Origin of the sequence: Rhabdobacter roseus (assembly GCF_014202275.1) — a bacterium.
GTDB classification, from domain to species: domain Bacteria; phylum Bacteroidota; class Bacteroidia; order Cytophagales; family Spirosomataceae; genus Rhabdobacter; species Rhabdobacter roseus.
In genome coordinates, this window is the sequence record NZ_JACHGF010000002.1 from 838,420 (window position 1) to 858,127 (window position 19,708).

Annotated in this window: 16 protein-coding genes; 5 read left to right on the plus strand and 11 right to left on the minus strand. The window is 56.9% G+C overall.

The window, feature by feature from the left end; translation table 11 throughout:
* Window positions 1-2: 2 nt before the first annotated feature.
* From HNQ92_RS08660 to hisS, 7 genes are all read right to left on the minus strand, one after another.
* On the minus strand, window positions 3-2,120 hold the full coding sequence (locus HNQ92_RS08660; protein ID WP_184173182.1) for a Tex family protein: 2,118 nt from the start codon (window positions 2,118-2,120) through the stop codon (window positions 3-5).
* A 136-nt stretch (window positions 2,121-2,256) separates the two neighbouring features.
* On the minus strand, window positions 2,257-5,631 hold the full coding sequence (locus HNQ92_RS29050) for a UvrD-helicase domain-containing protein (RefSeq protein ID WP_184173184.1): 3,375 nt from the start codon (window positions 5,629-5,631) through the stop codon (window positions 2,257-2,259).
* Between the two features lie 161 nt (window positions 5,632-5,792).
* Complete coding sequence (locus tag HNQ92_RS08670; RefSeq protein WP_184173186.1) at window positions 5,793-6,317, minus strand: hypothetical protein; 525 nt, start codon at window positions 6,315-6,317, stop codon at window positions 5,793-5,795.
* Between the two features lie 62 nt (window positions 6,318-6,379).
* A complete protein-coding gene (gene hisC, locus HNQ92_RS08675) occupies window positions 6,380-7,453 on the minus strand; it encodes a histidinol-phosphate transaminase (RefSeq protein WP_184173188.1) in 1,074 nt (357 codons plus the stop codon).
* A gap of 120 nt (window positions 7,454-7,573) precedes the next feature.
* Window positions 7,574-8,848: a histidinol dehydrogenase gene (hisD, locus tag HNQ92_RS08680; protein WP_184173776.1), complete on the minus strand. Its 1,275-nt coding sequence runs from the start codon at window positions 8,846-8,848 to the stop codon at window positions 7,574-7,576.
* A gap of 2 nt (window positions 8,849-8,850) precedes the next feature.
* The gene (gene hisG / locus HNQ92_RS08685) at window positions 8,851-9,711 is read right to left on the minus strand and encodes an ATP phosphoribosyltransferase (RefSeq protein WP_184173190.1); all 861 of its coding nucleotides are present in this window, start codon (window positions 9,709-9,711) and stop codon (window positions 8,851-8,853) included.
* A gap of 71 nt (window positions 9,712-9,782) precedes the next feature.
* Entirely contained in the window at window positions 9,783-11,144 is a 1,362-nt protein-coding gene (gene hisS / locus HNQ92_RS08690) for a histidine--tRNA ligase (RefSeq protein ID WP_184173192.1), read from the minus strand.
* A gap of 222 nt (window positions 11,145-11,366) precedes the next feature.
* Here hisS and HNQ92_RS08695 point away from each other — a divergent pair, with 222 nt between their 5' ends.
* Entirely contained in the window at window positions 11,367-11,519 is a 153-nt protein-coding gene (locus tag HNQ92_RS08695; protein ID WP_184173194.1) for a hypothetical protein, read from the plus strand.
* Window positions 11,520-11,616: 97 nt separating this feature from the next.
* On the opposite strand, the gene HNQ92_RS08700 is transcribed toward HNQ92_RS08695, so the two are convergent.
* Window positions 11,617-11,913 (minus strand): hypothetical protein, encoded by a 297-nt coding sequence (locus tag HNQ92_RS08700; protein WP_246439806.1) that lies wholly within the window; start codon window positions 11,911-11,913, stop codon window positions 11,617-11,619.
* 179 nt (window positions 11,914-12,092) lie between these two features.
* Here HNQ92_RS08700 and HNQ92_RS08705 point away from each other — a divergent pair, with 179 nt between their 5' ends.
* The 4 genes from HNQ92_RS08705 to HNQ92_RS08720 all read left to right on the plus strand — a co-directional run bounded on the left by HNQ92_RS08705 (window position 12,093) and on the right by HNQ92_RS08720 (window position 15,398).
* Entirely contained in the window at window positions 12,093-12,866 is a 774-nt protein-coding gene (locus HNQ92_RS08705; RefSeq protein WP_184173198.1) for a class I SAM-dependent methyltransferase, read from the plus strand.
* A gap of 99 nt (window positions 12,867-12,965) precedes the next feature.
* Window positions 12,966-13,469 carry a P-loop nucleotide/nucleoside kinase family protein gene (locus HNQ92_RS08710; RefSeq protein ID WP_184173200.1) on the plus strand — a complete coding sequence of 168 codons (504 nt, stop codon included), beginning with the start codon at window positions 12,966-12,968 and terminating at the stop codon, window positions 13,467-13,469.
* 280 nt (window positions 13,470-13,749) lie between these two features.
* Window positions 13,750-14,292, plus strand: coding sequence for a hypothetical protein (locus HNQ92_RS08715; protein WP_184173202.1), 543 nt, complete (start codon window positions 13,750-13,752; stop codon window positions 14,290-14,292).
* Window positions 14,293-14,348: 56 nt separating this feature from the next.
* Window positions 14,349-15,398 carry a phosphotransferase gene (locus HNQ92_RS08720; protein ID WP_184173204.1) on the plus strand — a complete coding sequence of 350 codons (1,050 nt, stop codon included), beginning with the start codon at window positions 14,349-14,351 and terminating at the stop codon, window positions 15,396-15,398.
* Window positions 15,399-15,409: 11 nt separating this feature from the next.
* Here the strand turns inward: HNQ92_RS08720 and HNQ92_RS08725 are convergent, their stop codons facing one another.
* The 3 genes from HNQ92_RS08725 to HNQ92_RS08735 all read right to left on the minus strand — a co-directional run bounded on the left by HNQ92_RS08725 (window position 15,410) and on the right by HNQ92_RS08735 (window position 19,525).
* Window positions 15,410-16,396 carry a glycosyltransferase family 2 protein gene (locus HNQ92_RS08725; RefSeq protein WP_184173206.1) on the minus strand — a complete coding sequence of 329 codons (987 nt, stop codon included), beginning with the start codon at window positions 16,394-16,396 and terminating at the stop codon, window positions 15,410-15,412.
* Window positions 16,397-16,474: 78 nt separating this feature from the next.
* Window positions 16,475-17,767: a glutamate-1-semialdehyde 2,1-aminomutase gene (hemL, locus tag HNQ92_RS08730; RefSeq protein ID WP_184173208.1), complete on the minus strand. Its 1,293-nt coding sequence runs from the start codon at window positions 17,765-17,767 to the stop codon at window positions 16,475-16,477.
* A 57-nt stretch (window positions 17,768-17,824) separates the two neighbouring features.
* Window positions 17,825-19,525, minus strand: coding sequence for an ABC transporter substrate-binding protein (locus tag HNQ92_RS08735; RefSeq protein WP_184173210.1), 1,701 nt, complete (start codon window positions 19,523-19,525; stop codon window positions 17,825-17,827).
* Between the last annotated feature and the right edge of the window lie 183 nt (window positions 19,526-19,708).

Genomic DNA, 19,708 nt, shown 5'->3' on the forward strand with positions numbered 1-19,708 from the left:
CCTCACAACTTCATCGTCAGCGCCACGCGTTTGCGGGCCTGATCTACCTCAAGTACCTTCACCGTGACCGTCTGCCGGAGCTTCACCACCTCGTTGGGGTCTTTGACAAAGTGGTTGGCCAATTGCGATACGTGTACGAGGCCATCCTGCTTTACCCCCACGTCCACAAAAGCGCCAAAAGCTGTGATGTTGGTGACGATGCCCGGCAGTACCATGCCCTCACGGAGGTCATCGACGCTCCGCACGCTGCGGTCAAAGGCGAAGACTTGCATGGGCGCACGCGGGTCACGGGCGGGCTTTTCGAGCTCGGCCATGATGTCGTGCAGTGTCGGGAGGCCCACGGTGTCCGAGACGTACTTGCTCAGGACTACCTGCTTGCGCAGCTCGGGCTTTTGCATGAGCTGTTGCACCGAAGTACCTACGTCCTGCGCCATGCGCTCCACCAGTTCGTAGCGCTCGGGGTGTACGGCGCTATTATCCAGCGGATTCTTGGCCTGATCGATGCGTAAAAAACCCGCCGCCTGCTCAAACGCTTTAGCACCCAGCCGAGGTACTTTCATAAGCTGCTTGCGGGAGTTAAAAGCGCCGTTTTGGGCGCGGTAGTCCACAATGTTTTGCGCCAGGGCCGGGCCCAGGCCCGACACGTACCGTAGCAAATGCTTGCTGGCGGTGTTGAGGTTCACGCCCACCTGGTTTACACAGCTTTCCACCACGGTGTCGAGGGTACTTTTAAGCGCCGACTGGTCTACGTCGTGCTGGTACTGCCCCACGCCAATGGACTTCGGGTCGATCTTCACAAGCTCGGCCAGCGGGTCCATGAGGCGACGACCGATGGAGATTGCGCCGCGCACGGTGACGTCCTTCTGCGGAAACTCCTCCCGCGCCACCTCCGAGGCCGAATAAATCGACGCGCCCTGCTCGCTCACCAGAAACAAGCCAATCGCTTCCTCCCGGCCCAAAGTACCCAGCTGCTTCCGCACAAAGTCCTCCGTTTCGCGGCCCGCCGTGCCGTTGCCCACCGCGATGGCCTCGACCTGGTACTTGTCGAGCCACTGACGCAGCGTGGCCTGCGCCTCGGCGGGCTTGTCAAAGGGATAAATCACGGTGTCGGCCAGCAAGGTGCCTTGCGCGTCCAGGGCGGTCATTTTGCAGCCGGTGCGGTAGCCGGGGTCGATGGCAAGTACCCTTTTTTGGCCCAGCGGCGAGGCCAGGAGCAGCTGCCGGAGGTTTTCGGCAAAAATCCAGATGGCGGATTGGTCCGCTTTTTCTTTGGAGAGCTTGGCAAACTCCGTTTCCAGGCTGGGTTTTAGCAGCCGCTTGTAGCTGTCTTTGGTAGCCAGCTCAATCTGCTCCTTGCTGCCGGGTAGCCCGCGCACAAACTGCCGCGAGAGGGTACTTAGGGCCTGCTCTTCGTCGGGCGATATATCCACGCTCAGGATGCCCTCCTCCTCGCCCCGCCGCAGGGCCAGCAGCCGATGCGACGGAATGCGCGCCAGCGGCTCCGAGAAATCGAAGTAATCGCGGTACTTGGCCCCTTCGTCCTCCTTTTTCTTTTTTACTTTGGACGTAATGACCGCGCTCCGTCCAAAAAGTACTCGCAGGCGGTTGCGGGCTTCGGCGTTTTCGTTGATCCACTCGGCCATGATGTCGCGGGCGCCTTGCAGGGCATCCTCCACCGAAGGTACCTGCGCGTTGACAAACGCCCGCGCCTTGCGCTCGGGATCGGCCTCGCCTCCTTTGAAAAGTACCTGCGCCAGCGGCTCCAGGCCCTTCTCGATGGCCATCGTGGCGCGGGTTTTGCGCTTTTGCTTGTAGGGCAGGTAAATATCTTCCAGTTCGGTGAGCGTAAAAACGCTCTCAATCTGCTGGCGCAGCGAGGGCGTGAGCTTGCCCTGCTCGTCAATGCTTTTCAGGATGGCCTCGCGGCGCTTTTCTACCTCCTGCTGCTTCTGATACGTATCTTTGATGTTGCCGATTTGTACTTCGTCGAGGCCACCGGTGGCTTCCTTGCGGTAACGCGACAGAAAAGGTACCGTAGCGCCTTCGTCCAGTAGTTGTATGGTGTTTCTAACCTGCTTTTCCGAAACGTTGGCTTCGCGGGCAATGAGCGTAAAATTCATGCGTGGGGGTACTTGGTGGTCATCAAATTTCAAAACAAGAGCTACAAAGCTACGTCCACCAAACCCCATTTACAAACCCGAAAGTACCCCGCCCCGCTAGGTGCCTGACGCCGAATCAAGTACCCAGCTGACTTCGTTACTCCACCCACTCCAGCTGCCCCGTTTCCAAAAGTACCAGGTACCCGCGCACCGTTGCGGCCCCCATGTCACGGTAGGCCTGCACCAGGCGGCGCAGCTGCCGACGGGCGTCGTCGTTGCCACTACCGGCCACGAAGAGCGCCAGCAACACGCTGCCGTCGGGCAGGGTGGCGGTGCGGTCGGCGCGGAGCATTTTGCCGCCGGGCAGCAGCAGCTCGCGCTGAAGTACCACCTGATTTTGCGGGTCGAAGAAGGGCCGCAGTTTGTCCAGGGCCAGTACCTTTTCCAGGGTGTGCTGCACGGTTCGGGCCTCGTGTTTTTCCACGATTCCTTCAGTGGTCAGCTTGCGCAGGGTCGTGGGTAGTTCGGCCGCCGAGGGCAACAACGACAACGCGTGCCGTACTTTTTGCAAATGATCTTTCTTTTTTTCAAAAGTATCTACGTCGAAAATCCGCTCGGCCAGGCGGCGCAGCCGCAGCGACTTGGTGCGGTCGGTGCTGATGAGGGTACTCAGGCGGTGGGGTATGGCTTCGCCGTCGCGGTGGGCGTGGCGCAACGGCCCGCTTCCCGGCGACAGCACGTAGCACGACTGCCCCTCCTGCCAGCCCGGCTCGGCGTCGGGATGGCCCAGGTAGTCGTAGAGCCAGCGGCTTACCTTGGAAGGTGCCCCGTACTTATTCCAGTCTTTTTCCTGCCGGGCCAGCAGGTACATGCGCTGGATGGGCCGCGTGAAGGCCACGTAGAGCAGGTTGAGGTTCTCAACCAGCGTGCGGGTTTTCTCGTCCTGGTACTGCGTTTTCAACCCCGTTTTGTCTAAGTCCGACACCACCGAAACGACCGAGCTGAGCATCCGACGGGTAAGTACCTCGCCCTCTTCGGTGGTTTCGGCCAGGGCCAGTTCCTGGTTCTTTATGGCTTCCAGATCCACCCAGAGACGGTCCAGCTGCGGGTTGGGCGTAAAGCTCCAGTGGGCGTAAGGCACGATCACGACTGGGTACTCCAGCCCCTTGGAGCGGTGGATGGTCGTGATGCGGAGAGCGTCGGCGTTGGCCGGGATGGTGATCGAAAGCTTGTCCTTGGCCGACTCCCAGTAGGTAAGGAAGTCGCCAAGGTGGTTGCTGCGCCGGGTTCCGAAGTCCAGTACTACGTCCAGGAACCGAAACAGGTAGGCGTTTTCGGTCTGGTGTTCGAATAGCCGAAATGACGTAATGAGCTGCTCACAAAGCTCGTACACGCTCAGCTGCCGCAGCCGAAACGCGTTTAGCTCCACACCCAGCTCCCCAAAGTACCTCACAAAAGTACCCAGGCCTTTCTCGGCGCACATGCTCCGGATGGCCTCGTGCTGCGCCGCCGTAGGTACCTGCTCCAGCACCACCTGGTGAAACAGGTAGGCCGCCTCGTAGCGGGCCAGGCGGTTATCCGAGGTGTGAAGTACCTTCATAAAAGCCACCAGCAGGCTTACCGAGCGCGCATAGGCCAGCGAGAGCGAGTCTTCCGAAATGAGCGGGTACCCTTTTTCGCGCAGGGCGTTGGCCAGGGTACGGGCCTCGTTTTTCTTGCGGCACAAAATGGCGATGTCGCGCCAGTGGTAGCCGCTGGCGCGCAATTCTTCGATGAGCTCCAGGGCGCGGCGCGTGATGGCATCCACGGCCAAAGTACCTTCGGGCGCTTCGTTTTCGTCGGTATTCATTTCCAGAAACTCCAGCTGCACGTGCCCGCCCGTAGGTACCTGGGGCGGAATTTCCTGCTGAAAATGCTCGTCGAAAATGGCACCAACCATTGGATGCTCGTTGGTAAGTTGCCGGGCCACAAAGGCAAAAAACTGGTTGTTGAACTCGGTGATTTCGCGGAAGCTGCGGCGGTTGGTACGCAGGTGGTCGGTGGTGAGGAAGCGGTCGATGCCCAGCAGCCGCTCCTGCGTAAACGAGCTGTGGGCGGAGGTACCTACGTCCAGCAGTGGCCCCAGCGCCAGGGCTTTGTCTTGCGAGAGGTGCAGGATCAGGTCCATGTCGCCGCCGCGGAAGCGGTAGATCGACTGCTTGGCGTCGCCCACGATGAGGTTGAAGTACCCGGCCGCCAGGGCATTATCGAGCAGGGGCAGCAGATTGGCAAACTGTAGTTTGGACGTATCCTGAAACTCGTCCACCAGGATGTGGTGGTACTTTTCGCCCAGGCGCTCAAAGATAAAAGGGACCGGCTCGCGCGCCACGATCTCGAGCACACGCCGGTTGAAATCCGAGATATGTACCTGGTTGTTTTGCCGGAGCAACAAATCAAACTCAGTCCGGATTTCGCCCAACAGCGACAGGTTGTAGAGGTGTTTTTCGAGCTGCTTGAAGAGAACGTACCTTTCCCGGTGCACCACCTGGTGCGACTCGATGCATTCGTAAAGCTCTTCCAGCTTCGCCCGCACGGCGTCTACCTTGGTTTTGGTGGCGGCGTTGGCTTTTCCTCCATACCAGGTACCTTCGTTGATGGTTTTGAGAATAGTAGCCGTGGCCTCTACGCTCCACCAGCCATCCTTTTTCTTTTCTTTTTCGTCATCAAATTTTTCAAAGTGGCCCGCAATTCCCTTGGAGCCCCCGGCGAAGTCAGCCGCCGTGAGCCCCGCCTGCTCGATGAGCGCGATGGCCTCGCGGGCCAGTACTTTGCAGTAGGTGTCGTCTTCGATGGCCCGGAGCGACTGCTTAAGCTGGTTGCGGATCGCCACCCAGTCGGCCATGCGGAGGTCGGCCACTTTTACCATGGCCAGGTAGCTTTGCTCGTTGAGCAGGTCCCCGGCGGCGGCCCGGATCTGGTGCGGCAGCGCGCCCCAGCTTTTGCCATCCTGCACGCTCTCGAGGTAGTAAGTCTCCACGATGCGCGTCAGCACCTCTTCCCCTTCCTGCCCGATGCGCGCCAGCAGGCGGTCTACCGCCGAAGCCAGCAGGTCGCTGTCTACCTGGGTTTCGAAGCCGAACGGGATCCCCAGCTCGTCGGTAAAACTACTCACGAGGCGCTGCGTAAACTTGTCGATGGTCATCACGGCGAAGTCGGAGTAGCGGTGCAGGAGCTTCTGAAAAACGAGCTCCGCCCGCGCCGCAATGAGCTGGCTCACTTCTTCATAGAGGGCGTCGTCGGTGCGGGTTTCTTCGTAGAGCTCCGTCACGACGTCCCGAAACATGGGCTCCTGGCGGCCTGCTTCCGTGGTAAACAACCGCAGCATCCGCATGATCCGCTCCTTCATTTCGTTGGCGGCGGCGTTGGTAAACGTTACGGCCAGGATGTGCCGAAAGTAGGTGTCGGCGTTGGAATGAAGCGCCAGCTTGAGGTACTCCTTCGTGAGGGTGTAGGTCTTGCCCGAGCCCGCCGAGGAGCTGTATATTTTAAACACGGATGGATTTGGTTAATTGCCTCACCTCCCAACCCTCCTCTCCGGCGGAGAGGAGGACTTTCATTTTTGATGGAGGCATTTTTTCAAAAATACAAAAAGCAGGTCGAAACCTGCTCCGTCAAGCGTTTTGATTTTAAGTAAAGTAAAAAGTACCTGTGACCTTAGAGGTTCAGCCGAATCCCCGCCGACACGTTCGGACTGGTGTACAGCAGCCGGGGCAGCAGCTCGGCGTAAAGCCCGCCCTCCAGGAAGATCGACAAGCGGCCGTCGGGCAGGTAGTACTCCAGCCCGCCCAGCCCGGAACCGCCCAGGGAGATATTGCTCTGGTAGTTGGGCGTTTGGCTGCGCAGGCCGTCGGGGTAGTAGCGGCGGCTGTTTATCTGCGGCCCGAAGCCGTAGTAAAACTGCACCAGCTCGGCGTTGAAGAGCGGGTGGTGCCACAGGTAGTGTATCTGAAAGGACACGCCCACGTTGCGGTATTCGCCCTGCCGGTAGTCGCGCTGATTGCTCAGAATACCGCCGTAGGTACCTACCGTGACGTCAATGGCGTTGATGCTATTGAAGTACTTCCGGAGATTAATGCCGGTAGGTTCGCCCAGTTTGAAGCCCACCGCCCAGTTGTCGTACTGCGCCTGGGCCAGGCTTACACAAAGAACACAAAGAAAAGTAAGTCCTAATTTTTTCATACGTTTTCGGGGTTGTAGCGAAATGGCTCGTTTTCTTGGGACAATAGAAGCGCGCCTTACCACTACGCAATTACGGAATTTTGCTGAATTTTTTTCAAGGCTTCAACCAACGTCTGGTTCTCATCCGAAGTACCCACCGTGATGCGCAGGCAGCCGTCGCAAAGTACCACTTTTGACCGATCCCGCACAATGATTTTTTCCCCAAGCAGGTACTCCATCACCGCCGGGGCGTCTTCAAAGCGTACCAGCAGAAAATTGGCGTCGGACGGATGGACTTCCTTTACTAACGACAAACCTTCCAACGTGGTACGAAGTACTTCCCGCTCGTGCAGAATTTCCTGTACCATCGCATTTTTGGCCGCTTCGCCGTCCAGTGCCGCCAGCAGTAGCTCCTGCGTGGGGCCGCTGATATTGTAGGGCGGTTTGATTTTGTTCAAAATCCGGATCAGTTCCGCCGAGGCAAAGCCCATGCCCAGCCGCAAGCCCGCCAGTCCCCAGGCTTTGGAGAAGGTTTGTAGGACCACCAGGTTGGGGTACTGATCCAGCTGCCGGGTCCAGGATTCGGTGTCGGTAAAATCAATGTAGGCTTCATCCACCACCACCAGGCCGGCGAAGTTTTCCAGCAGGGTTTGGATGGCTTCACGCTGCACCAGATTGCCCGACGGATTATTGGGCGAACACACCCAGACGATCTTCGTTTCGGGCGTGAGGGCAGCCAGTACCGCGGGCGTATCGATGTGGAAATCGGGCGTGAGGGGTACTTTGGTGATCGCCACGTCGTTGATCGCCGCGCTCACTTCGTACATGCCGTAGGTAGGTGGCATGATCAGGAGGCGGTCGTGGCCCGGCACGCAAGCCGCCCGCACCAGCAGGTCAATGGCCTCGTCGCTGCCGTTGCCCAGGAAGATCTGCTCCGGCCGCACGCCCTTGATCGGGGCCAGCTTTTCTTTGATGGCACTCTGGTAGGGATCGGGGTAGCGGTTGTAAGCCCCCGCCGCGGCCGAGCCAAGCGGATTTTCGTTGGCGTCCAGAAAAACGCCTACTTTACCGGTATATTCGTCCCGCGCCGAGGAGTAGGGCGTGAGGGTCAGGATGTGCGGCCGGATCACCCGCGCCAGCTCAAAGGTAGTATTCATGATCAATGGTCGTTACTGCAAGGTATTGGGGTAGTTTTTGTCGGGCAAACAAAAGTACCTTTTCCCCCTGAAAGAAAGTACTTCGTAGGCAAAGTACCCCTGCTCGGAGGTACTTTAGGGCTAGTTTTCGGCCAGAGCGTGCAGGCGAATGCTCACGGCCCGCTTGTGGGCTTGCAGCTGCTCGGCCTCCGCCATCGCTTCTACGGTAGGGCCCAGGTTCCTGAGCCCGGCTTCGGTGATGTGTTGTACCGTAATTTTCTTGACGAAGCTATCCAGCGACACGCCGCTGTAGGCCCGCGCAAAGCCGTTGGTGGGTAGCGTGTGGTTGGTACCCGAAGCGTAGTCGCCGCAGGATTCGGGCGTGTAGTTACCCAGGAAAATGGAGCCCGCGTTGGTGATGCGCTCCGACACGGCCTCGGCGTTTTCTACGCTCAGAATCAAGTGCTCGGCGGCGTACTGGTTCAGCAGTTCAATGGCGTCGTCCTGGTTGTCCAGCAAGATGGCCCGGCTGTTTTCGATGGCCTGTCGGGCCAGGTCGCGGCGGGGTAGTTCTTCCAGCTGCGTCATCAGGGCCAGGTTTACGGCCGTCAGCAGTTTTTTACTCGTCGATACCAAAAGTACCTGGCTATCGGCGCCGTGCTCGGCCTGGGACAGCAAGTCGGCGGCTACAAAGGCAGGCACGGCCGAGTCGTCGGCCAGAACGGCCACCTCCGACGGTCCCGCGGGCATGTCGATGGCGATGCCTTCTTTGCTGATCAGCATTTTGGCGGCAGTCACGTACTGGTTGCCGGGGCCAAAGATTTTGTACACCTTCGGTACCGACTCCGTGCCGTAGGCCAGGGCCGCAATGGCCTGCGCTCCGCCGATGCGGAAGGCCCGCGTAATGCCCACCAACCGGGCCGCAAACAAAATGGCCGGGTGGTCGCTGGGGGTACAAAGTACCACATCTTTACAACCCGCTAGCTGCGCCGGTACCCCCAACATAAGTACCGTACTGAACAGCGGGGCCGTACCGCCGGGAATGTAGATTCCTACCTTCTCAATGCCTACGCTGCGCCGCCAGCAGGTCACGCCCGGCATGGTTTCGATTTTCTCAACGGCCTGGTGCTGCGCCTCGTGAAACGTACGGATGTTGTGGTACGCCTGGCGAATGGCCTCCTTCAGCGACGGCTCCAGCTGCGCTTCGGCTTGCTCGAAGGCCTCGTCCGGAAAGGCCAGCTCGGTCAGCTCCAGGTGGTCGAATTGCCGCGCCAGCTCGCGAATGGCCGCGTCGCCCCGCTCCCGTACTTGCTGCAAGATGGGTTGTACCTTTTTTTCAATCTCGGCGGAATCCTGGAGCGGCCGGGCCAGTAGCGCTGGCCACTGGCTGCGGTCGGGAAAAGCTATCATTTTCATCATCACATAATCATTTTCTCGATCGGAATCACCAGAATACCCTCGGCGCCCGCCTGCCGGATTTTCTCAATATTTTCCCAAAAATCATTTTCCTTGATCACCGAATGCACCGAACACCAGCCCTCCGTCGCCAGCGGCATCACCGTGGGGGAGCGCATACCGGGCAGGTACTTTGAGATTTCCTCCACGGCCGAAGTGGGACAATTGAGCAGGATGTACTTGTTGTTTTTGGCGGCCTGAACCGAATTGATGCGGAACAGCAGCTGATCCAGCAACTCCTGCTGGGCGGGCGTGAGGCGCTGGTGGGCAATCATGACGGCCTCGGAGCGGAAAATAACTTCTACTTCTTTGAGGCCGTTGCTCAACAGGGTACTTCCAGAGCTCACGATGTCACAAACGGCGTCGGCCAGGCCAATGCTGGGGGCAATCTCTACCGAACCGCTGATCTCGTGGATCTGGGCCGACACACCGGCGTCGGCCAGGTACTGGCCCAGCAGCCGGGGGTACGAAGTTGCAATGCTTTTTCCGGCCAGATCATGCACGCCCGTATACTCGGTGCCACGCAGGATACCGATGGACAAACGGCACTTCGAAAAGCCCAACCGGTGCACGGTATCGACGGCCCGGTTGGTCTCAACGGCTACGTTTTCACCCACTATGCCCAGGTGCGCCACGCCGTCTTCCACGTAGCCGGGAATGTCGTCGTCGCGCAGGAAGAGGAATTCGGCCGGGAAATTGGTGGCGGCGGTTTTGAGCTTTCCGGCTCCGTTGTCGAACCGTATCCCGCATTCTTTGATCAATTTGAGCGAATCTTCACTGAGTCGCCCTGATTTTTGTACGGCTATCCGTAGTATGTTATCCATATTGTTCACTGAGGTACTTCGTTCCGGGGGTACTTTGAATTGGTATAAGTACCTTTCGTTAAGGTCAATTGTTACCGCTTTAATTCGGCGATGATTTCTTCGCTTGTCAGCGATTTTTGTTCGCCCGTCTGCATGTTTTTCAGGGTCAGCTTCCCCGACTGCATTTCTTCCGAGCCAATGAGCACCACGTACGGAATCCGCTTGCGGTCGGCGTAGTCGAGCTGTTTTTTCAGCTTCACGGCGTCGGGGTACATTTCGGCGTTGAGGCCGGCCTGGCGCAGCTGGTGAAGTACCTTCAGACCGTAACGGGCCGCGGCGGCGTCAAAGTGGCTCAGCATGACGCGCGTCGTGATGGCCTGGTCGTCAGGGAACAGACTCAGCTCTTCCAGCACGTCGTAGATCCGGTCCACGCCCAGCGAAATGCCCACGCCCGACAGCCCCGGCACGCCAAAAGTACCCGTCAGGTTGTCGTAGCGCCCGCCGCCGCTGATGCTACCGATCTGCACGTTGTTGACTTTTACTTCAAAAATAGCGCCGGTATAGTACGAAAGTCCCCGCGCCAGCGTGACGTCAAACTGCATTTGCGGGTTTTCGAGCCCGAAGCCTTCCACCAGTTGCCACACTTCTTCCAGCTCGTCGATGCCTTTCAGCGCTACGTCCGAAGTAGCCAGCCAGCTGCGCAGCTCGGCAAAAGGAGCCTGCTCGCTAGCCAGCGCAAAAAGTGGCTCCAGCCCGGCGCAGCTTTCCGGCGAAAAGCCCCGCTCGATGAGCTCAGCCAGTACTTTCTCTTTTCCGATTTTATCCAATTTATCAATCGCCACGCACAAAGTACCCTCCTGCCCCTGCGCCCCGATCACCTCGGCGATGCCGGTTAGGATTTTGCGGTTATTGATTTTCACGGTAAAATCCGTCAGGCCCAACTCCCGCAGAATGCCGTGCAGCATCATCACGATCTCGGCTTCGCAGAGCAGCGAGGAGGTACCTACCACGTCGGCGTCGCACTGGTAAAATTCCCGGTAGCGGCCTTTTTGGGGGCGGTCGGCCCGCCAAACGGGCTGCAACTGGTAGCGCTTGAAGGGCATTGATAAAGTACCCCGGTTCATGACCACGTAGCGGGCAAAGGGTACCGTCAGGTCGTAGCGGAGGCCTTTTTCGGAAATTTTGGTGGTAAACTGGCGCGCGTCCTGCTGCCAGTCGGCTTCGGTCAGCTTGGCCGCGTAATCACCCGAGTTCAGTATTTTAAACAAAAGCTGGTCGCCCTCCTCCCCGTATTTTCCCATCAGCACCGAAAGATTCTCGATGGCCGGGGTTTCCAGGGGTTGAAAGCCAAAGCGCTGAAACGTACGCCGGATGGTGTCAAAGATGAACGTTCGTTTCACCATTTGTTCCGGGCCGAAGTCGCGCGTTCCGCGGGCAAGTGAAGGTTTACTCATGAAAGGGAATAATCGCTGGTACATAGCCGCTACCGGTAAGGTACCTGCTCACGAATTGGACGTCTGGATCATTATCAACGTAAAATTCCGAGGGTTTTTCGTACCGACCGGGCTGGGGACTGGCGCAAAGTTAGGGCAGCTGGCTCAATTTTTCTGCCTAGCGCTTACTTTTTTAGTAAATAAGCGCTACTTTTGCGGCTCTATAACAAAACAAGTAATACAATGGCAGTAACGGAACTGAAACGCAAGGGACGTAGAAATAAGACTAAAGCCAACAACCGCGTGGCACGCATCAAGGATTTGCTTCGCAAGCCCGATATTAAAAACGTTGACGTAGAAGCGATCAAGGCAGAATTCGCGGCGAACAAGAAATAATTGCCCCGCGTGGAACGCCCCGTATGGAATACCGAAAGGTACCTCTTCCACGACGCACGTAGCAAAAGGCCCTGTCAATTCGTTTTGGTAGGGCTTTTCACTTTTTAGCGTCTTTGCGGCGCGGCTTGCGGTTTTCGATTCGCTTTTCCATTTGTCGCAGGCTCCGCCGGGTTTCGCGCCGCACGTCCATCAGGATTCGGTACCGAACGGCCTGCCCAAACAGGGCAATGCCCGCGTTGATGAGTACCAGGCTGTAGGTACCCAGCAGTACCCACTCTACGGTAGGCTGCCCGGTATGCTTCAGATGCCCGGCCTCACTGAATACACACAGTCCGTAGCCGATCAGCATCAGGCTGGCCGGTGCCAGCAGAAGCCACTTGGTACGGGTCGACATTTTTTTTATAAGTTTTTTGCCGGGAGGCTGAGCAGCAGCAGGGGGTATGTTCATAGCGGTGTCAGTAGTACTTGGTAGTCCAAAATATAGCAATTTTACTTTAATTTAACGTATATACGTGGCCAATAGTTTGCGAAGAATCCCTACTTCGCCGGGTGCTACCTACTCCCCATCAGCGCATGAAGTCCATCATTAGCCTCGTCATCCGGTATGTACCCCGCCGCTACCTCCAACTCATCGGTCACTGGGTGGCTCGCTTCCTCGGGCTATTTTACCGGGGCAACCAAGTAGAGTGCCCCGTGTGTGACCATCGCTACCGCCAATTCCTCCCCTACGGCCGCCAGGGCCGCGACAACGCCCTTTGCCCAAACTGCCTGGCCCTGGAGCGCCACCGCCTCATGTACCTGTATCTGAAGCGTAAAACTAACTTCTTTCGGGATGATTTGAAAGTACTGCACGTAGCGCCCGAGTACTGCTTCATCGACCGCTTCGAGGCCATGAAAAACCTGGACTACATCACGGCCGACATCGAGTCGCCGCTGGCAAAGGTGAAGATGGATATTCACGAAATTCCCTTCGCGGCCAATACCTTCGATGTGGCCTTCTGCAACCATGTGATGGAGCACGTCGACGACTACGTGAAGGCCATGAGCGAGCTGCACCGGGTCCTTAAGCCCGGCGGCTGGGCCATCATCCAGTCCCCCCAGGACCTTGGTATGGCCACGACCTACGAAGACCCCACCATCACCGACCCGCGCGAGCGCGAAAAACACTTCCTGCAAAGCGACCACCTGCGGCTCTTCGGCCGCGACTACGCCCAGGAGCTCGAGAAAGGCGGCTTTGTGGTAACGGAAGACCGCTTCGTGCTGGACGAACTACCCGCCGAGGAAGTACGCCGCTACGCCCTACCCACCAACGAGATCGTTTACTTCTGCCAGAAAGCCCGCGCTTAAGGTACCTTCGTAAATACCCTTAAAGTACCTTGGCGAAAAGGTACCTGCCACTGACTTACCTCATTTTTTCGCAAGCCGGAAACTACCTATCTTCGCTGAATGCAACGTACGGGTCGTCTGTTTCTGGTGATGGGTCTACCGGCCTCCGGCAAGACCTCCTTTGCGCGGGCGCTGGCCGCGGCGCTGGACGGCGTACACCTGAGCAGCGACGCCATCCGGGCCGAGCTGGCCCGGCGAGGTACCTACCAGGACGCCGACAAGGAGGCCGTTTACGCCGAGATGCTCCGCCGCACGGCCCAGGTACTTTCCGAAGGCCGCGACGTGGTGGCCGACGCCACCTTTCACCGGCAGGCCCGGCGCGCGCTTTTTCTCAACCTGGCCAAGGCGCAGGAGGTACCTTACCGGCTCATCGAAATCCGGGCGAGTGAAGCCACTACCCGGCAGCGGCTCCAGGTACCCCGGCCCGACAGCGAGGCCACCTGGGCGGTGTACCTTTTGCTAAAAAAGGAATGGGAACCGCCTACCGAGCCGCACGAGGTCCTTTACACCGACCACGCTACGCCGGAGGAGCTGGTGGAGGGGTACTTGGGTGAGGTACTTTGAATTAGTGGCGAGAAGAGAGTAACTTCTATGGAAAAAGTACCAACATACTTTTTCCATGAAAATGACGAAATCATAAATAAGGTACTGCTTGGCTTGGAGTTATCTTCAAAAATCAGGAAAAGTTAATTGCAAAGAAGTACAGGTACCTGTCTTTGCAAAAGACGGTAAAATCATCCGCGTGAAAGCTCAGGATTTGGATAAATAATGATCCGCAAGTTACCTTGAGTATAATTTATTGAAGAGAACAAGAACATCTATCTTTCCGTTTTGGAGTTAAATGATGAAAAAAGTAGCCTTACTATTAATCATCGTGATTCCATTTTCCTGTGAAACAAATTGGGGCAACTATGATGGGTATAGATTAGACTATGAAAGTGCCTTAGAATACTTCATAGTACTTGACAAAGGAAAAACTATATACGCTAGCGACTCCGAAGAAGAACAAATCAAAAAGGGAGTGCAAGTTAAATATGTGCGTAATTCTGGAAAGATTGATTCGGTTCTTCTTGGAAAGGGCTCTATTGTTATCCAATCATTTGTCGATAAAAACAAGATTGAATACGACAGCAATTACATTATTGTAGGTCAAAAACCTATTAGTGAAATATGTGAATGTGTAGATTCCTGCCTTAGTAAAAAGTATGGCAGTAGGCATAACTTACCTACCTATAGTCTTTGTGAAGAGGCTATAAAAAAAACTACTACTTCTCAATATTGGATAATCGAAAAAGAAAGCAATACAATATTTGGCCCCTTGACGGCATCTTCATTAAAAAAGAAAAGAGAAGAATTAGGAATACCCCCGAGGTTGACATTTATTTAGAAATGGAATAAAAGTTACTTTACACTTTTTAACAAACTATCAACTACCCCACCGTTATGGAAAGTACCCACATCCAACAGCTACAAGCGTGGCTCGAACAGGAAACCCAGCAGCCCGTGGTACTTCACGAAACGCACATTTCCTGGGTGCTACTTACCCCTACCCTGACCTACAAAATCAAGAAGCCCGTGCGGTTCGATTTCCTGGACTTTACCGACCTCGAAACCCGCCACGAGCTCTGCCGCCGCGAGCTCCGGCTCAACCAGCGCCTGGCGCCCGAGGTGTACCTGGCCGTGACGCCGGTGGTGAGCCGGGAGGGTACCGTACAACTAAGCGACGAAGGTACCTGCCTCGACTACGCCGTGGTGATGAAAACCCTCGACAACAACCGGCTCCTCAGTCGGCGGCTCGCAGAGGGTACCGTCACGCCGGATTTCATCCGGAAGCTGGCCGTGCAGCTGGCGGTATTTCACGAAAACGCCGAGGTGGTGCAGCACAAATCGAAGATGGAACGCATGAAGGCCGACCTCCGGGAGCTGGAAGAAATCAGCGCCTGGCTCGGCTCCAACATCCACGCCTATTGGCAGCGCTCGGTGGGTGAGTGGATGGAGCTGGCGCACTGGGTGTTGGATCATTTTTCAGGGCAGATGGAGCGGCGGCTGGAGCAGGGCTACTACCGCGACGGCCACGGAGATTTGCACGCGGGCAATATTTTTTACTACGAAGACGAACCCGTGGTGTTCGATTGCCTCGAGTTCAACGACGCCTTCCGCCAGATCGACGTCCTGAACGACATCGCCTTCCTCTGCATGGACCTGGACCGGTACCAGCAGCCGGAGCTCCGGAAACTCTTTCTGGATACCTACGTCGATTATTTCCCGGTGTTCTCGGCACCTGAGGACCTTATTCTTTTTAAGTACTACCTCTTCAACCGCGCGTGCATCCGCCTCAAGGTACTTTCGCTCAAAGCCATGGCCGCGCCCGAAACAACGCCCGGTGAGTTGAGGGAGATTGAGCAGTACGCCCGGCTAACGGAGCGCTACGCTGCCCAGCTGCATACGCTCATTGACCACTACGTTACCTATGAGTTGGAAAAAATCCCTTAACGCGGAGGTAGTTAAACGCGTTGCCGCTTTCGGGCGAGCCAGCGGGTACCTTCCTGAATAAAACCCAGTCCATAGCCGAAAAGCTGTACAAAGGCCGCCGCTACGCTCAAAAAACCTACTTTGAGGCTTTGCTCCTTGGCCGTGGCGTCCACCAGGATCAACGCCATGAAGAGCAACAGCGCGTAGGCCGACAGCCCGAAAAGTACCTCGCTCACCAGCGCCCAAAACGGGATCAGCAGGCAAAACACCACAAATACCGACGGGAAAGCGTGTACCGGCTTGATGAGCCCGGCCTCCGGGTGGAGCTCGTGTAGCCCGAAACGGGTGCGGCCAAAGGAATAGACCTGCCGAAAGAAATCTTGGAAAGTACCCCGCCGCTTGTGAAAAACGTAGGCGTCGGGAATGAGGCCCAGGCGGTAGCCGCGCCCCCGGAGCCGAATCCCGAACTCGATGTCTTCGCCCATGTCGCGCTTGGCAAAGCCGCCCGTGTCCTCAAATACCCGCCGCGACAGGCCCAGGTTGAAGCTCCGCGGCTGGAAGGCTCCGCCCGCGTTGTTTTTTTTGCCCCGGATACCGCCCGTCGTGAAGACGGACGTCATGGCGTAGCTGATGGCTTTTTGTAAAGAGGAGAAGTTTTTGTCGGCCGCATCGGGACCGCCGTAGGCATCGAGGTAGTTTTGGTTCAGGTGGCTATCGACGCTGGCCAGGTAATGGGGCGGAATGAGCGTATCCGAATCAAACACCACGAAGTACTCGCCGCGGGCTTGGGCAAAGCCGTAGTTTCGGGCGAAGCCCTGCCCGCGGTTCTCGATCACAAAGTACCTGATTGTAAGCTGGCTGAGGTACTTTTGCACTACGTCCTGAGAGGTACGGCTGGAGCCGTCTTCGATCACCAAGACCTCAAAATCCCGGTAGGTTTGGCGCGTTAGGCTGCCCAGGAGTTCGTCCAGCTCATCGGGCCGGTTGTAAACGGGAATAATGATGGAATAGTAGCGCATAGGTACAGAGAGAAAGCTCCGCCAGGTACCCGGTTGGAGCGCGTTGAGTTGGGGCTAAATGGTTTGAGCCAGGTACCCCTACGCCAGGATTTCCTTCAAGGATTCTTCGTTGGCTTTGATGATTTTATCAATATGCGGAGCTTCCAGGGCGGTAGACAAAAACATACTTTCAAACTGCGACGGCCCCAGGTACACGCCCCGCTCCAGCATGGCGTGAAAGTACCTCCCAAACAACGGCAGATTGGAGGTTTTGGCCGAAGGAAAATCCGTCACGGCCTGTTCGGTAAAGAAGAGCGTGTACATGGACCCCACCTGGTTGATGGTGTAGCTGAGGCCGAGCTTGCTCAGGGATGCTTTAAAACCATTGATCAGCTTGCTGCCAATGACGTCCAGCTGGCGGTATACTTCCGGCGTCTCGTTGAGGTACTTGAGCATGGCCAGGCCCGCCGACATGGCGATAGGATTGCCCGACAAAGTACCTGCCTGGTACACCGGCCCTACCGGCGACACGTAGTCCATGATGTCCCGGCGGCCCCCGTAGGCTCCTACGGGCATTCCGCCACCGATGATTTTGCCGAGGGTAGTCATGTCGGGCGTAACGCCGAAGCGCTCCTGCGCGCCGCCGCGGGCCAGCCGGAAGCCGGTCATGACTTCGTCAAAGATCAGCACAATTCCTTCTTTGTCACAAAGCGCGCGCAGGCCTTGCAAAAAACCTTCCACGGGCAGCACGCAGCCCATGTTGCCCACGACGGGCTCCAGGATGATGGCCGCGATCTGGCCGGGATTGGCCTCCACCAGCTTTTGTACCGCCGCCAGGTCGTTGTAGGGGGCCGTGAGGGTGTCGTTGGCCACGCCCCGCGTCACGCCGGGGCTGTCGGGCGTGCCAAAGGTAGCCGCGCCGCTACCGGCCGCAATCAGGAAGCTGTCGCCGTGGCCGTGGTAGTTGCCTTCGAACTTGATGAATTTGTCGCGTCCCGTGTAGCCCCGCGCCAGCCGAATGGCCGACATGGTGGCTTCGGTGCCGGAGTTAACCATCCGTACCTTCTCTACCGAAGGTACCATGCTCACGATCAGCTCGGCCATTTCAACCTCCTTGCGCGTGGGCGCACCAAACGAAAACGATTGCCGGATGGCGTCCGAAACGGCCTTTTCGATCAGCTCGTGCGCGTGGCCCAAAATCATGGGGCCCCAGGAGTTGATGAGTTCCAGGTACCGGTTGCCGTCTTCGTCGTACACGTACGCACCTTTGGCAGATTTAATAAAAACGGGGGTACCTCCTACGGCCCGAAAAGCCCGTACGGGCGAATTAACCCCGCCGGGAATGACCTGTTGGGCCTTGGCAAATAATTGTTGACTGATCGTATGATCCATGATGGATTGACTCAATTTATAAGGTACTTCTATGAAGTGGCCGGGCAGCCGAACGTACTACCGGATGGGCACCCAACGCGCATCGTTGTATTTAAGAATAGGCGTAATTTGATTTTCGCGCGCCTTGGTGAAGTCAAAACCCGAAAGCAGGTAGTCTTCGTCGTAGCGGCGAATGCCGAGTCCGTCGGGCAGCTTGTCCTTGTACTTGGCCACCATACGGCCAAAAAACAGCAACTGGTCGTAACCCTGGTAGGAATACACCGACGGCAAGGTGTTGGTGGCTTCAAAGTACTGCTTCTGAAAGCGCCGAATGCTTTCCTTGGATATATCGACGTAGTCGGTCTCGATCAAATGCAGGCGATTCCCGTAGCTGTGGGGCCGGGAGCGCTGGAAGTCAAAGCTACTCGCGGTGGCAATCACCGGTACGTTGTCGAGCTCCCGCCCGTCCAGCACCGACATGAACGCCGCCCCCGCCCGGGCATCCGTAGAAGCCAGCAGCAGGTGGGTGGGTTTTTCATTCTGGAAAAAAGACATTTTGGTGTTGATGGCCTCGGGCTGGCTTCCGATCATGACTTTCTGAAGTACCTTGCCTCCCTTACTCAGTACTTCCCGCTCGTAGGCATTGGCCATGGCCGAGTCTTTGGGGGTACTTCCGTAGTAGATGGCCGCCGCCAGGCGGGGCGTGAGGCTTCGGGCCAGCTGAGCGGCCTGCTGCATTTGGTACGAAATAGACGGATGCGCCAGGTAGGCGTACGGGCTTCCCTCCAGCAAGGTACCATCCGTGGCCAGGGGGTTCACCATCAGAACGTTATTTTCGGCCGAAAACTGCGCCGTGAGGGCGTAGGTTTTGGGGTAAAGAGGGCCCATGATCAGATCCGACTGCCGGAAAAGAGCGTTGTTCAGCAGGTTCAGCATCCGGTCTTCTTCGTTGCTGATGTCGTAGGCGTAGAGGTTTATCAGCACGCCTTCGTTTTTGAGCTGTTGGCGCGCCAGCTGCATGCCTTCGTAAAAGTCGTAGGCGTACTGGTTGGAACGGGTACGCTTGGCGGTGTGGAATTCCTCCAGCCGGAATGGCAGCAGCACCGATACGTTAAAGTACCCTTTCTCCCACTTATTGGACGCTTTAGGCTCGCTTTTGACGGAGGAACGATCGGCGGGTTGGGTACTTTGGGCCTGGTCTATGTTGAACCGGTTGGTGAGCCGGTCCGACAACTCCAGATCGGCCTTGTCGGTTGATACCTTCTGGATCAGGCTCACCAGCGCTTCGGCCACGACCCGATCCGACGGAAATTCTTTTTGAAGTACCTTCAGCCGGGGCAGATCCTTTACCTGCGCCAGGTGAAACTGCTTCAGCCCTTGTACATCCTTGCCCAAGTTAGCATCCCCAATGACCTTAAGGTAATCCAGCCCTTCGTTGAGCTGGCCCAAAGACAGGCTGTTGGCTCCCAGCAGGTAGTAGGCTTCGTCTTTCCGCTCCCAGGTACCATACCGGCTCAGCAGCTGGCGGAGCATGAGGTTGCTTTCCTGGTACTTATTCAGCTTATGAGCGGCCAGGGCGTAGTAGTAGTGTGCATACGGCACAATGGCTTCATCGCTGCGGCTGCTGGTGAGCGGCCGGAGTCGTTCCATGGCCTGCTCGTAGCGCCCTTGGTTGTAAAGCCCCACGGCCTCGTGGTACTTGCGATCGTTTTGCCCCGTAAGCTGCGCGTAGGAGGTACTTGTTCCGTACAAGATCAGGAGCAAGAGTATTCGTTTCATAGAGATAAAGTTAGGGACGAAAAACCACCTTCCGTCTCTGGTATAAATAGTACGTGGATAGCAACCCAGGAGGTACTTTCTTTAAACTACAATATGAACCCGTAGGTTCTTTAAGAAGGCATTTGAATTAGTTTCTTGGATCTGCCACTTTGTCTTTTCGGCTGCAACCGCTTCGTTCAATTA